The sequence below is a fragment of the Photorhabdus khanii NC19 genome, assembly GCF_000517265.1.
Taxonomy (GTDB): Bacteria; Pseudomonadota; Gammaproteobacteria; order Enterobacterales; family Enterobacteriaceae; genus Photorhabdus; species Photorhabdus khanii.
Window position 1 is genome coordinate 69,182 of sequence record NZ_AYSJ01000002.1, and the last position, 14,005, is coordinate 83,186.

General features: G+C 42.8%; 16 protein-coding genes and 1 other RNA gene. 6 read left to right on the forward strand and 11 right to left on the reverse strand.

Features of this window, described 5'->3' with window-relative positions; all coding sequences use genetic code 11:
- The first annotated feature begins 2 nt into the window (after positions 1-2).
- On the forward strand, positions 3-728 hold the full coding sequence (mtgA, locus tag PTE_RS00345; protein WP_036842147.1) for a monofunctional biosynthetic peptidoglycan transglycosylase: 726 nt from the start codon (positions 3-5) through the stop codon (positions 726-728).
- A gap of 98 nt (positions 729-826) precedes the next feature.
- On the opposite strand, the gene dolP is transcribed toward mtgA, so the two are convergent.
- The 4 genes from dolP to PTE_RS00365 form a co-directional block, all read right to left on the reverse strand.
- The gene (gene dolP / locus PTE_RS00350; protein ID WP_036842148.1) at positions 827-1,402 is read right to left on the reverse strand and encodes a division/outer membrane stress-associated lipid-binding lipoprotein; all 576 of its coding nucleotides are present in this window, start codon (positions 1,400-1,402) and stop codon (positions 827-829) included.
- 10 nt (positions 1,403-1,412) lie between these two features.
- Positions 1,413-2,003 carry a DnaA initiator-associating protein DiaA gene (gene diaA / locus PTE_RS00355; RefSeq protein ID WP_036842149.1) on the reverse strand — a complete coding sequence of 197 codons (591 nt, stop codon included), beginning with the start codon at positions 2,001-2,003 and terminating at the stop codon, positions 1,413-1,415.
- 24 nt (positions 2,004-2,027) lie between these two features.
- Positions 2,028-2,408, reverse strand: coding sequence for a YraN family protein (locus PTE_RS00360; protein ID WP_036842150.1), 381 nt, complete (start codon positions 2,406-2,408; stop codon positions 2,028-2,030).
- A 131-nt stretch (positions 2,409-2,539) separates the two neighbouring features.
- Positions 2,540-4,336, reverse strand: a complete 1,797-nt coding sequence (locus PTE_RS00365; protein ID WP_081738145.1) for a penicillin-binding protein activator — start codon at positions 4,334-4,336, stop codon at positions 2,540-2,542.
- Between the two features lie 63 nt (positions 4,337-4,399).
- Between PTE_RS00365 and rsmI the strand changes: the two genes are divergently transcribed.
- Both rsmI and rnpB read left to right on the forward strand, forming a co-directional pair.
- Positions 4,400-5,266, forward strand: a complete 867-nt coding sequence (rsmI, locus tag PTE_RS00370) for a 16S rRNA (cytidine(1402)-2'-O)-methyltransferase (RefSeq protein WP_036842151.1) — start codon at positions 4,400-4,402, stop codon at positions 5,264-5,266.
- 77 nt (positions 5,267-5,343) lie between these two features.
- Positions 5,344-5,719, forward strand: an RNA gene (gene rnpB, locus PTE_RS22680) — RNase P RNA component class A.
- Between the two features lie 42 nt (positions 5,720-5,761).
- On the opposite strand, the gene PTE_RS00375 is transcribed toward rnpB, so the two are convergent.
- Positions 5,762-6,463 (reverse strand): pirin family protein, encoded by a 702-nt coding sequence (locus PTE_RS00375; RefSeq protein WP_036842153.1) that lies wholly within the window; start codon positions 6,461-6,463, stop codon positions 5,762-5,764.
- A 110-nt stretch (positions 6,464-6,573) separates the two neighbouring features.
- Here PTE_RS00375 and PTE_RS00380 point away from each other — a divergent pair, with 110 nt between their 5' ends.
- Positions 6,574-7,470, forward strand: a complete 897-nt coding sequence (locus PTE_RS00380; protein ID WP_036842154.1) for a LysR family transcriptional regulator — start codon at positions 6,574-6,576, stop codon at positions 7,468-7,470.
- Between the two features lie 876 nt (positions 7,471-8,346).
- On the opposite strand, the gene PTE_RS00385 is transcribed toward PTE_RS00380, so the two are convergent.
- The 6 genes from PTE_RS00385 to PTE_RS25385 form a co-directional block, all read right to left on the reverse strand.
- Positions 8,347-8,742 carry a DoxX family protein gene (locus PTE_RS00385; protein WP_036842156.1) on the reverse strand — a complete coding sequence of 132 codons (396 nt, stop codon included), beginning with the start codon at positions 8,740-8,742 and terminating at the stop codon, positions 8,347-8,349.
- A gap of 204 nt (positions 8,743-8,946) precedes the next feature.
- Complete coding sequence (locus PTE_RS00390) at positions 8,947-9,219, reverse strand: YqjK-like family protein (protein ID WP_036842158.1); 273 nt, start codon at positions 9,217-9,219, stop codon at positions 8,947-8,949.
- Positions 9,212-9,613: a phage holin family protein gene (locus PTE_RS00395; protein ID WP_036842160.1), complete on the reverse strand. Its 402-nt coding sequence runs from the start codon at positions 9,611-9,613 to the stop codon at positions 9,212-9,214. Before PTE_RS00395 ends, PTE_RS00390 begins: the two co-directional genes overlap by 8 nt.
- Position 9,614: 1 nt before the next feature.
- Positions 9,615-9,920 carry an ElaB/YgaM/YqjD family protein gene (locus PTE_RS00400; protein ID WP_036842161.1) on the reverse strand — a complete coding sequence of 102 codons (306 nt, stop codon included), beginning with the start codon at positions 9,918-9,920 and terminating at the stop codon, positions 9,615-9,617.
- A 191-nt stretch (positions 9,921-10,111) separates the two neighbouring features.
- Positions 10,112-10,783 carry a DedA family protein gene (locus PTE_RS00405; RefSeq protein WP_036842162.1) on the reverse strand — a complete coding sequence of 224 codons (672 nt, stop codon included), beginning with the start codon at positions 10,781-10,783 and terminating at the stop codon, positions 10,112-10,114.
- A 297-nt stretch (positions 10,784-11,080) separates the two neighbouring features.
- Positions 11,081-11,296 carry a hypothetical protein gene (locus tag PTE_RS25385; RefSeq protein WP_131601370.1) on the reverse strand — a complete coding sequence of 72 codons (216 nt, stop codon included), beginning with the start codon at positions 11,294-11,296 and terminating at the stop codon, positions 11,081-11,083.
- A gap of 90 nt (positions 11,297-11,386) precedes the next feature.
- On the opposite strand from PTE_RS25385, the gene PTE_RS00410 reads away from it, so the two are divergent.
- Complete coding sequence (locus PTE_RS00410) at positions 11,387-12,349, forward strand: TerC family protein (RefSeq protein ID WP_036842163.1); 963 nt, start codon at positions 11,387-11,389, stop codon at positions 12,347-12,349.
- A 289-nt stretch (positions 12,350-12,638) separates the two neighbouring features.
- Entirely contained in the window at positions 12,639-13,886 is a 1,248-nt protein-coding gene (gene sstT, locus PTE_RS00415) for a serine/threonine transporter SstT (RefSeq protein ID WP_036842165.1), read from the forward strand.
- Positions 13,887-14,005: the final 119 nt, after the last annotated feature.

Below are 14,005 nucleotides of genomic sequence, written 5' to 3' on the forward strand. Positions count from 1 at the left end.
GGATGAGAAATCCTTTGCAATTTTTATGGTGCTGGCTTAAAAAAATCGTAATCTCAGTTATTATCTTATGGATAGTTTCTGTTGTTGCGTTTTCATTTTTGCCAGTGCCATTTTCTATGATTATGGTTGAGCGCCAAATTAACGCTTGGTTATCAGTTAATTTTTCTTACGTATCTCGTTCTGCTTGGGTAGGGTACGAACAAATATCCCCAAATATTGCATTGGCTGTTATTGCTGCTGAAGATCAAAAATTTCCACAGCATTGGGGATTTGACCTTGATGCTATTGAAAATGCCCTTGAGCATAATCAAAATAATGCTGGCAGGTTGAGGGGGGCTTCAACGATTTCTCAGCAAACGGCCAAAAATTTATTTTTGTGGGATGGACGTAGTTGGTTGAGAAAAGGATTGGAAGCTGGAATGACCTTTACCATTGAATTGGCATGGTCAAAAAGCCGAATTCTGACGGTTTATCTTAATATTGTGGAATTTGGTGAGGGTATTTTTGGTGTTGAAGAGGCATCCAGATACTATTTTCATAAATCAGCCAGTCAATTGACTGCATCAGAAGCTGCTTTACTCGCTGCTGTATTGCCTAACCCACACCGCTATAAAGTTAACGCACCTTCGGCTTATGTTTTACAGCGTCAACAATGGATTTTGCGACAAATGCGGTTGTTGGGCGGGGTGAATTACCTTAAGAAAAACGAGTTGTTGAAAAATAATTGAGGGAAGAATGGTAAAAAGGGAAAGCGCCCGCGTCAAAGAATGACGCGGCTTAATATATCCAGGATAGATTTATGGTGCTATCCCCCTCAGTAATATGCTTAATTCAGATAAGTAAACGCAGTTGTTACCCGCTTAACACCATCAGTTTCGCTGGCAATTTTTGCTGCGGCGTTACCTTCTTGTTTAGTTAGAATACCCAGTAAAAAGACCTCACCGTTTTCTGTAACGACTTTTATGTTGGAAGACTTAACAGAATCACTGGCCAGAATTTTTGAGCGTACTTTAGTGGTAATCCAGGTATCTTTAGAAGCCGTACTTAATTCAACAGGTTTCCCCTGACGAATTTCATTGTACACAACATGAGCTCCATCAACACGTGACGCTATTTGTTTTGCACGGTCTGAAAGGCTTGAGTCCGGGCTTTGGCCTGTCAGCAAAACTTTCCCTTGATAGGCGGTGGTAATAACACGGATACGCTCTTTGATCTGCTTATCTTTGTTAAGTGCATTACTGACACGTGCTTCCAGCGTACCATCGTCAACCTGTTGACCAATAGTACGGGGGTCGGTTGCGCTTTTAGTCGCTACAGCGGCAGAACCTACCACGGCTGCACCAATACATCCTTGTAACATGACTGCGGCACAAACCGTAGCTAATAGGGGAAAAAATCGCATTATTGGCTCCTTAGTCATCCTGGTGGGGAAAGAGTGTATTATCGATTAAGTCACATAGGCAGTTAACTGTCAGCATATGAACTTCCTGAATTCGGGTGCTGCGATGAGATGGAATACGAATCTCCACATCTTGTGGCCCTAACAAGCCAGCAAGTTCACCGCCATCATAGCCGGTAAGCGCGACAATCGTCATATCGCGGGTTACAGCCGCTTCAACGGCTTTCACAATATCCCGGCTATTTCCATGAGTGGAAATAGCCAATAACACATCGCCTGGCTGACCTAATGCCCGTACCTGTTTAGCGTAAATTTCATCATGTTGTTTACTACTTGAAATCGCTGTTATCACCACATTGTCTGCGTTAAGTGACAATGCAGGCAGACTCGGGCGTTCAGTTTCAAACCGGTTGATCATATTGGCAGCAAACCGCTGGGCAGTTGCAGCAGAGCCGCCATTACCACAGCAAAGGATTTTGTTACCATTCAGCAATGACTGAACCATCATTATTGCGGCCCGGGAGATAGCATCAGGTAATGCTTCTGCGGCTGCAATCTGAGTTTGAATACTTTCTGTAAAACAGACTTTAATTCTATCCAGCACGTTTATAACCTACCCAGTATCATTTTAGCGAGCGAACTCATCTTGATTGAAAGCATTTGGCAACCACACAAATTGTTGACCAGTAATAGCACAAATATCAAAGCGACAAGAAGTGGTTTCAAAACACTCACCTCGTTGAAACAGCCATACTGCGGCAGCGTGCAATAATTTTCTACGCTTGCTGCGGGTCACGGTCGCCAGTGCATCGCCATATTGCCCTTGTTTGCGAAAACGGACTTCAATAAAAACCCAGGTTTGTTTGTCTTTCATTATCAGGTCAATTTCACCACCATGAACTTTCACATTCGCAGCGATAAAAGTTAGCCCCTGTTTTTGCAAAAACAACTTTGCCTGTGTTTCGTAGTTACGTCCCAGCAAATAACTTGTCGGCTTTTTTATTTTCATCCTGAAAAGCGTTATTTGAATTTAATTGCCGCCTGATAACAAGCGGCAATTAATGCTTAATTAAATATACCCGTTATCTTTCAAGTTGCCTCTTTGTTGGCTGCACTCGCTCACCCCGGCCACATAGTTTGCTATGCTCCCGGGGATTCGCTCCCTTGCCGTCGCGATGCATCTTGAAATCTATAGGGTATAGTAGTGATTTGGCCTTGATGATATTGCATCCATTGGAGCTGCCGGAAAATCGCGCAGTTCTCCTGAACAGACAGCATCCCTGAAGCACCATTGAGATGGAAATCACTTTGAAGCTGCACCTGACTGAACTGATTTGCTAATGACCAGGCATCAATACCCATAGCGTAAAGGCGCATCAAAGAGTAATCATTGGCAAATTTACCGGCGGCTTGTTGCATCAGTGGCAGGTTAGCGCCAGCGATTAATGGAATGTCGCTGAATTGCATTCCTTCCATCTCCAGGCGGAAATCAGGGCCAGCGCCAGCCTGATTACTGCGGGAGCTTGCATAAAGGGCCGGTTTATTGCGGGAACTGATTGCCATATCAATCATCGGCTTGATCAGAGTCAGTTCATCTAAAGTGGAAACAATATAAACTGCGTCCACTGAGCCGCCGGCCGAAGTAGGAACGGCATCTGTATTTATCTGGGGAATGTCCAAATCACCAATAGTGGTTGATACCGGTTGATTGTTTGTTGCACTAATGGCTGTGCCAGTCAGGCGAATACCTGTACCTCTATTAATTAACTGTTTCAGTTCGGCGGAAGAACCAAGGGTTTGTTGCAGAACGGTATGCCCACCTTGTTTTTGCCATTCTTGTGCAAATGCCTTGGCGATCCGGTCACCAAAAGTACCTCGGGGAACGAGTATCAGAGGATTTTGTTTCTGTTGCTGCCAAATATGTTCCGCAGCATTTTTCGCTTCATCTTCTGGTGACAAAGAGAAATAACAGATATTGGGCCGAGGTTGCGCATTATCTAACTCGTTCAGCACCAGCATGTTTAATGGCGTATTCATCTGAACCAGTTTAACCACATCTGGCTTAAGTAACGGCCCGACAATTAAATTCACGCCGTCTTGTTCAGCCTGAATCAATAAATTTTCCAATGATTGGCTTGCTGTGTCATAGATTTTGACCTGTTGTGTGTTAACCGGCACATTGGCTATGACGGGCGTTGACTGAACGGCTGGTGGTGTTGATTCAATGGGAACCGCTGCATTTGGCAGGGCATCGGCAGATACCACTGCATCTGACGTATTATCGTTGGTTGCTGTAGATAAATTTGCCGGGTTTTCTGTTGGCAGTAATGGGGTTGGCAAACCAGCCTGAGCATCAAGAAAACCCTGACGAATTGCTTCACCGAATACTTTTGCCTGACCGCTTAATGGCAAAAACAGTGCAATACGGATATCAGTACCTTGCGATTGGATGGCGGCCGGTTGTAACTGGGTTGGGAGTGACTGCGCGGCTGGGTTTTGTGGATAGCGAATTTTCCAGTCACGGACAGCTGCTTGTAGTTTGTCAGAGTCCTGTTTGTTATCCTGATAGGTACTGAGTAAGTCCAGCCAGCCTTGCAGAATATTTTCATCAGCGTTGATGACCAACCCACTACGATTTTGTGGTGAAAGCCGGGTTAGCATTTGCCAGGTATCATCAATATTTTTTTGATGAGCGGCATTGTCTTTCAGAAGAGGTTCCTGAGCGATATAAGCACGGATGACATCCAGAGAAGGCTCGCCATTAGCGGCATCAATGATGGATTGATAACGGGCGATTTCTGTACTGACTTTGTCCTGAGTTTGCAAAGGTTGTTGTCCCTGTTGGTCAGGCACGCTACACCCTGCGATGATCATAACTGCCAGCATAGCTGAACAGACTAAACCAGTTTTGATACGCACAAAAATTGAGGAAAGCATACTGTATCCAGCGATGTTTTTTTCAAAGATGCTCAATTTTAAATCGGTCATTCGGATGAAACAATGAATCAACCTAATCGAGCAGTGGTTACGACATCCACGCTATATGTTGTGCCAACCCCCATTGGAAACCTGGGTGATATCACTCAGCGTGCGCTTGAAGTTCTTGAGCATGTCGATCTGATTGCGGCCGAAGATACGCGACATACCGGCTTGTTGCTTCAACATTTTGCCATTAATGCGCGCATGTTCGCACTTCATGATCATAATGAACAGCAGAAAGCAGATCAATTAATTACAAAACTTCAGCAGGGGCAGAGTATTGCATTAGTCTCTGACGCGGGAACGCCACTGATTAATGATCCTGGTTATCATGTGGTTCGCCGTTGCCGTGAAGCGGGTATTCGTGTTGTCCCTCTACCGGGGCCTTGTGCGGCGATAACCGCATTATCTGCTGCGGGCTTGCCATCAGATCGTTTCTGTTACGAAGGATTTTTACCGGCTAAGAGTAAAAGCCGGAAAGATACCTTACGGGCTTTGGAGCAGGAGCCGCGGACGTTAATTTTTTATGAATCCACTCATCGTCTAATCGATAGTTTAGAAGATATGGTTGACGTGTGGGGAACTGAACGTTACGTCGTTCTGGCACGGGAATTAACAAAAACCTGGGAATCGATTCAGGGTATGCCGGCAGGTGAGCTTCTAGCATGGGTTAAGGAAGATGAAACCCGTCGCCGTGGTGAAATGGTATTGATCGTTGAAGGCTATAAAAAACTGGATAACGAAGCTTTACCTCCAGAGGCATTAAGAACGTTGGCGCTCCTTCAGCAAGAGCTGCCGTTGAAAAAAGCGGCTGCTCTGGCGGCAGAGATCCATGGTGTGAAGAAAAACGCGCTTTATCGTTATGCTCTGGGACAGCATGAAGAGTAACAACAATTGTTGATAAACGAGGCAGATAATGAGTAAACGCCTATACATCGTTTGTTAAACCTCTTATAATCCGCTGCGGAGTTGACTAGACAGTCGCTGCTTTATCATTGTCCTTTTGGTCGATAGGTAGAGGAGAGGAAAGTCCGGGCTCCACAGGGCAGGGTGCCAGATAACGTCTGGGGGGTGAAAGCCCACGACCAGTGCAACAGAGAGCAAACCGCCGATGGCCTACTTACGTAGGATCAGGTAAGGGTGAAAGGGTGCGGTAAGAGCGCACCGCGCGGCTGGTAACAGTCCGTGGCACGGTAAACTCCACCCGGAGCAAGGCCAAATAGGGGTTCATTAGGTACGGCCCGTATCGAACCCGGGTAGGCTGCTTGAGCCAGTGCGTAAGTGCTGGCCTAGATGAATGATTGTCCACGACAGAACCCGGCTTATCGGTCAACTTCACCAATTTAGCCCCATCAGGTTAACCTTGATGGGGCTTTCGCTTTTTCAGGCGGCCAGATCAATTAACAACCCCTGGAACTCAGTATCTGCTTTTAAAACCAGATAATTTTCTTCATGAATAAAAGCGCCATCTCCACATTTAATCAAAGCGTTATCCTTCGAGTTGCCTTTTATTTTTATATTTCCGTTCAAGGATTGCAGATAAGCATTTTTTCCTTTCAATTGCAGATGATGAGCTTGATTCTTATTAAGAGAAATATGATTTACCCATACTTGCTGACGCAATTGCATACTGCCATCTTCTGCGGTTGGAGAGGCAAGCATAGTTAATGGCTGTTCTGGTAACTCCATCCGTTGCAATGGTAAACTTTCCTGCTGAGGAAAGGCATTTAGCCAAAGCTGCAAGCGGGTCAGTGGTTTATTCGCACTGGTATTATGTTCACTGTAGCTGATGCCTTTACGGGTAGAAAACAGTAAACATTCTCCCTTGCAGGCTCTGACATGATTGCCTTCACTGTCACGATATTCTGCTTCACCTCGCAGAATAATGTTCAGTATATCCACATGTGGATAAGATTTAGGCTGGAAAGCGGCTTTTGGTGCGATAACTTCCTGATTCAGTACACGCAGAGCGCCATAACCTAAAAACTTTGGATCAAAATAGTGACCAAATGAAAATGTATAACGGGCCTGTAGCCAACCATAGTCAGCTTTTCCACATTGCTTTACTGTTCTATTTATAATCATGATGGCGGTTACCTTCAAAAAACACACATTAACAATAGTAATTATCTGGACGGCGAAATGTTAGCCAGTTAATCTGGTCACCATATTCAAATTTCCTGATTGAGAAAAATATGAGCAAAGAACGAGCGCTTACACTGGAATCTCTACGGGTCATGGATGCGATTGACCGGCGGGGAAGTTTTGCTGCGGCAGCTGATGAGCTTGGCCGTGTTCCTTCTGCACTTAGCTATACGATGCAAAAACTGGAAGAGGAGCTGGATGTGGTGCTGTTTGACCGTTCGGGTCACAGAACCAAATTCACCAATGTTGGCCGTATGTTGCTTGAGCGTGGACGTCAATTGCTTGAAGCTGCGGATAAATTAACCGCCGACGCAGAGGCATTAGCGCGTGGCTGGGAAACTCACCTGACAATCGTTTGTGAGGCATTGGTCCCTGCTTCTTCATTGTTCCCATTGGTGGGTAAACTTGTTCAGAAATCGAATACTCAGCTCTCTTTATTGACTGAGGTCTTGGCTGGTGCATGGGAGCGGTTGGAAACTGGACGGGCGGATATTGTTATTGCGCCAGATATGCATTTCCGTGCATCGGCAGAAGTGAATTCACGTCAGCTTTACAGCATTACCAATGTTTATGTCGCCAGCCCTGATCATCCTATTCATCAAGAACCGGAGCCTTTGTCTGATGTTACGAGGGTGAAGTACCGTGGTATTGCTGTGGCGGATACAGCAAGGGAGCGCCCGGTATTGACGGTTCAGTTATTAGATAAGCAACAACGTTTAACGGTGAGTTCGCTAGAAGAGAAACGTCGGGCTCTTTTGGCCGGGTTAGGGGTTGCCACTATGCCTTATCCTATGGTGGAGCAAGATATTACGGCGGGTCGTTTACGGGTGATTAGCTCTGAATACAGCCACGAGACAAATGTCATTATGGCATGGCGACGAGACAGTATGGGGGAAGCTAAATCTTGGTGTTTGCGGGAAATCCCTAAATTATTTGCTAACCGCTAAGATAGATGAAAAAGCCGGAAAAATTCGCCAAGATCTTCCGGCTTTATTATCTACTGTGAGAATATTCTTGTCAGGCCAGAATGACATTATTTTATTATTAGTATGATATGGGGTATTTTAAATATAGTAGTTATAAGAACCTGTTATTCTCGGTGTTGATTTTTTAACTTACGGATAAGTTAATAATGTAGTGCGATTGAATGGTAATTTGGCTGGTTTATTTCCATACTCTACATTTAGGAATCTAAAGTAGATTATCCATGGTTTTATAGGTGATGTGGAATTAAATGTAGTAATGAGATGGTATTTATTAAGACAAGTAGATTAAATAGAGAGTTTGATAATTAAAGGTAAAGAGTGATTATAAGGTTTAATAATGAAAAATTTGTATTATTACGGTTAATGATCATTCCATTTTAATGGGGGGTGTGGTTGTTTTTTAAATTAAATCAATTTGTTGTATTGTGGTAATTCGGTTTTTAAACTGCTTATAGACCGTTAATTATAAGGAAAATAAAGTTTTTATCTGGTTATATTAAAGGGTGGGAAATGTATAAGGTTATTGGTGATGAATTTTTATGAAAATATATTTTCTATTATATGAGTTGATTGCGTTTTTTATTGTTGTCATTAATGCTTTGGGAAATATATAATATTTTATCGAAGCTGGCATGTTTTAATATTTAATAAGAATTGGCTCTATTGATTAAATAAAGCAAACCGAAAAATCTATTAGATTTTCCGGCTAGCTATTTATCTTGAAACTTAATATGAGATCGTTATCTGATAATATAGTTGAGAAAAGTGGGAGTTTGATGGTTTTACTCTTTACCTAAAACTGTTATTTCTTAGATTCAGAATAGCAACAGCAATATATTACCAGTTTTTATTCATCAAGCGGTCAATACTGAATTTACCTGGACCGATGATAGCCAGTAACAGGTAGCCACCGCCGATAGTCAGGTTTTTTAGGAATATAGTCTGGTTCATGCCTTCAGCAAAATTGCTGTGGAAAAGCAAGGCAGTCAGAATACAGAAACCAAAAGTAAATAGTGCTGTTGTACGGGTCAAGAAACCGAACAGAACGGCTAGGCCGCCACCCAGTTCAAGTAAGATAGTCAGCGGTAATAAAAAGCCAGGAACCCTCATCGCTTCCATATATTGTTGAGTGTCAACATAGGCATCGCCTAATTTTCCATAACCTGCAACGATAAACAGGATTGACATTAAAATACGGGCTAATAGCAAGGTTCTATCTTCAAATTTTTTCATTAACAACTCCAGGGATACAGGTAAAGTAGTGATGATTAGTCGGTACTAACTTGAGATAGCACAATTTGCTAATCATTATCGAATGGAATGTATACTAAAGAGAGAAGAGCTTAGTTGTAAGCAAGGATTATTAACAATTTTATACAAATTTTTTGAACATAAATAATATGGTTGATAATCAATGAAATGTATTATTAAGAATTATTACTTCTTCCTTTTCAGTACCTTCAATTTACCAATGACTCGGCGGGTCCAACGATAGAATTTCACTGGGTGACGAAGGCCATATGAAGAAATGGTGCTGGCTCCGAGTAGCAGATAAGGTTTTAGTGAAAAAAGCTTTTGCCAGCCTTTGTCATAAGGCTCGGTGATATTTCGCCAGTGTTGAGTATCATTAGAAAGTATCAGTCGTTGTAACTGGATATTTTTGAGCAACTGCTGTTTTTTCAGTTTTCTTTTTTGGCTCTGTTTACTCATTACTGTGATCCTCCAGCATCTCTCTATCAACCTTTAATTGCTCGCGGGTTGCGTTGAGTAATGTTGAATTACGGGATTTCTTGATGGTCCATATCAGGCCAATGAGCGCCAGGGTCAGTAAAGTACCTGTAGTGATAGCTAATGCAGTAAGACGCCAGGCTGGATCAACAGCCCAAAAAACCAGAACAAGCAAACACATCAGACCAAAAGCGGTAAACAGTAATGTCAGACCGACCATTAATATCAGTTGTATCAGGGTTGCTTTCTCCTTTTCCAGTTCTACAACGATCAGTTGTAAGCGGGTTTCTACCATCCCGATAATGATGGTGGCAATGCGTTGAAGAGAATCAAGGACCCCTTTACCGGGGCCTTGAGATTTGGATGGGTGGTTCATATTAGCGTTTAGCCAATAATACACCTAATACGACAGCTGCTACTGCACCGATGCCGATACTTGTCCACGGTTTGTCGTGAACGTAATCATCAACATGACGAGCCATCTCTTTAGTTTGCATAACGACTTTATCACTGACAGTGCCAAGTTTCATGCGAGTTTCTTCGAGCAGGCTTTCTACTTTGCTGCGGATTTTTTCCAGTTCGGTATCGGATTTATCACCGGAATTTTTGATCACTTCCTCTAGTGTTTTCGAGAGGGATTTTAATTCAATGCGCAAGTCTTCAGCAGTTTTGTTATGTACCATGTAAATACTCCTTATGTAGGTGTGTATATTTGACTTAGTCAGTCGATTTTCCAGAGGCTGGAAAAGACTATCCTTAAATATAGCTTATATTTTAGAAGGTGAATGAAAAACATTAGCGTTATTTCACTGTTCTGCCGCAAACGATACTTTTGTTTGCGGCAGAGGAGGATTTAAGAATTTTTCAGAGTAAACTACTTTTTTTGAGGGGATTGGCAAGTTTTTTTACGTAATACAACTAACAAACTGCCGCTAAAACCAATAATTAGTAAAGCAAGTGGCAGCAATATCAGGAAATTCATTACCAGATCTTCATACTGACGGAAAATGGGGGTTTTACCGAGCGCATAGCCCAGAGAGGTCAGGATAACGACCCACAAGAAGCCACTGAGCCAGTTAAAAAACTGGAAACGACTATTTTGCAGACCCGTCAGGCCTGCAAGTGTTGGCAGCAGGGTTCTTATGAATGCGAGGAAGCGGCCGATAAGTAAAGCGGACAGGCCGTGGCGGTGAAAAAGACTGTAAGCTCTTTGGTGATAATGAGCCGGTAAGTGAGAGAGCCAACCTTGTACTATTCTGGTATTTCCTAACCATTTCCCCTGTAGATAACCGACCCAGCAACCTAAGCTTGCTCCGGTGGTTAATATAACAAGCGTTACAGGGAAACTCATTGCACCTTTGGCAATTAATACTCCAACCAATATAAGCAAACTGTCTCCAGGTAAAAATGCCGCAGGAAGCAGGCCATTTTCAAGGAAGAGGATCAAGAATAGCATGATATAAATGGCCCATAGTAGGGATGGATTGGCCAGAGTTTCATAATCCTGGTGCCAAAGTGCATATATAAGTTCTTTTACTATTTCCATCAGGTGTTCCTAAAATGCCTTTGTTTGTTCATCCTGAAAGCATGGGGCTAAACTGATTAAACTGTATCCTGTTGTAGTTATTTGGCCGGTTATAACGCCTTTTCAATCTGTTGAAAGAGGCAAATGGCATGGCCTGCGACACTGTAACAAAATCAAGAGTGACTAAACAGAAAATTTTGGCGATCAATTGAACATTGATTGAAATAGAATAATAAACTTGTCTGATGAGATTAGTTTATTGGATTTTTAATTTAAATTAGTCGCTATTTTTTCACTGTTTTATTTGCGGTTTATTGGCTACTGCCTATGAGTCAATATTTTTGCCGTGGTAGATTGATTCTTGCGTGAATTTGATTTACTTTTCATCGCAGCAAAGGGGAGTAACTTCCTTGCCGGTTTATCGTCATTACGATGCAATAGCATCCGGTAGCCGGGCAACCTTGAACTGATACCTGGTGGTACATTTTCTGTGTTGTAAGTGAGACCTTGCCAGAAGGCGAGGGTTGCTTGCAATACATCCATCTCCATTACGTGGGGAAGAAATATAGCAACGGCTGGCGTCTTCTGAGACTTCAGCCGTTTTTGTTTATATAGAGAAAGAAAATGAACTCAGTGGGTAGTCCTGTCTTATGGGGAAGTTTCGCCATTTTAATGACGATTATGCTGTTGCTGGATCTATTCTTACAAGGGTGTAAGAAAGAGCAGGTAATGTCATTTCGTCAAGCCGCTGTCTGGAGCGTAATTTGGGTAAGTTTGTCGCTCTTATTTGCTTTAGGATTATGGTGGTATTTCAGAGAAACGGTGGGGGAAGCTGTTGCTAATAGTCAGGCAATGGCTTTTCTTACGGGTTATTTGCTTGAAAAAGCACTTGCTGTTGATAACGTGTTTGTCTGGCTGATGTTGTTCAGTTATTTTGCCATTCCGGCAAATTTGCAACGCCGGGTGCTCATTTACGGTGTCTTCGGCGCAATTGTGCTGCGTACAGTGATGATCTTTGCAGGGAGCTGGCTGGTTTCTCAATTCAGTTGGATACTCTATCTGTTTGGACTCTTTCTGCTGGTTACCGGCGTTAAGATGGCGTTGGCAAAAGAGGATAATGCTCCGGTAGGTGATAAACCTTTTGTTCGTTGGTTAAGATCGCATATTCGTATGACGGATAATCTGCACGGAGAACATTTTTTTATTAAAGAAAAGGGTTTGTTATATGCGACGCCATTGATCCTGGTTTTGATTATGGTTGAAATCAGCGACGTTATTTTTGCTGTAGACAGCATTCCTGCTATTTTTGCAGTAACGACAGATCCTTTTATTGTTCTGACTTCTAACCTTTTCGCGATCTTAGGATTACGTGCAATGTATTTCCTGCTGGCAGGTGTAGCAGAGAAATTCACAATGCTGAAATATGGTTTGTCAGTCATTCTGATATTTATCGGTATTAAGATGCTGTTAATGGATGTTTATCATATTCCTATGGGCGTTTCTCTGGGAACTATTGCAAGTATTTTGACAATAACAATGATTATTAATGTTTGGGTAAATAAGTATAAAGCTAAAGAGATCCAGTAATCAGGTAACTATTTTTTAACAGATAACCCTATTTTCCTGAACAGGAATATAGGGTTTTTTCTGGTCTTAACTTACTGAAAAATGGTTAAACATAAAAACAAATAATTGTGCTTTGTAAATGTGTAAATTGCCATTTTGATCACATAAATGTGAATGTATTGTTAATAAGTGCTGACAAGGTTGTATATTTTAACTGTTTCTGCTTTCCACCATTCTTGGTTTCCCTATACTGAGGCAGCAAACACAGAAAATACAGGTTCAGCAGAATTGTTAATAAAATGGGTCAGTTATGGAAAAACAAAAGCGTGGTTTCGTGCATTACATTGCACAAGGGAGCCTGGTTAAACAGATTTTGGTAGGTTTAATTGCAGGGATACTATTAGCGTGGTTGGCACCTTCGGCTGCTAAGTCAGTCAGCTTGCTTGGGACGTTGTTCGTTGGTGCCTTGAAAGCGATAGCCCCGGTATTGGTATGGGTTCTGGTTATGTCTTCTATTGCTAACCATAAAGAAGGCCAGAAAACCAATATACGTCCAATTCTTGTTCTCTATATTCTGGGTACTTTTTCCGCCGCTTTAGTTGCCGTGGTCGGTAGCTCTATGTTTCCGTCACAACTGGTGCTGGTTGTAAATAATGCTCAGATGTCTCCTCCTGAAAACATTATGGAGGTAATGAAAGGGATATTGATTAATGTTGTCGATAATCCGGTGAATGCGTTACTGAATGGTAATTATGTCGGTATTCTTGCCTGGGCGATTGGTTTGGGTATCGTACTGCGTCACGCGAAAGATTCAACTAAATCTCTGATTCATGATATGTCTGAAGCGGTTACTCAGGTTGTTCGGGTAGTCATCCGTTGTGCACCTGTTGGTATCTTCGGCCTGGTGTCTTCAACTATCGCAGAAACCGGTTTTAATACTTTGCTGGGATATGCCCAACTGCTGGTTGTGTTATTGGGTTGTATGCTGGTTATCGCATTCGTTGTAAACCCGCTGATCGTTTACTGGAAAATTCGTCGTAACCCTTATCCACTGGTATTTGCTTGCTTGCGTGAAAGTGGCGTGACGGCATTTTTCACCCGCAGTTCGGCTGCGAATATTCCGGTGAATATGGCTATGTGCCGCCGTATGAATCTGCATGAAGATACTTATTCGGTTTCCATCCCGTTGGGGGCAACGATCAATATGGAGGGGGCTGCGGTGACTGTCCCGGTATTGACTCTGGCTGCGGTAAATACGCTTGGGATACCTGTTGACCTGCCTACGGCATTATTGTTAAGCGTGGTTTCTGCCATTTGTGCCTGTGGTTCTTCTGGTATCGCGGGCGGTTCCTTACTGTTGATCCCTTTGGCCTGTAGTATGTTCGGTATTTCCAATGAAATTGCTATGCAGGTTGTGGCAGTCGGTTTGGTTATCGGTGTATTGCAGGATTCGGCAGAAACCAGCTTGAATTCTTCTACCGATGTATTGTTCACCGCCGCTGTTTGTCAGGCTGAGGATGACCGTCTGGCATCGGATCAGCTAACTCGGCGTAATTGATTGACTGAAGTTTTACAGTTGAAGTTAAAAAGGTAGTAATAGGTAAGAAGAATAAAACATCCGCGCCAGGAATGGCGCGGTTTAAGTGTTTATGCATCTTTACGGTTTGCTTGTGACTG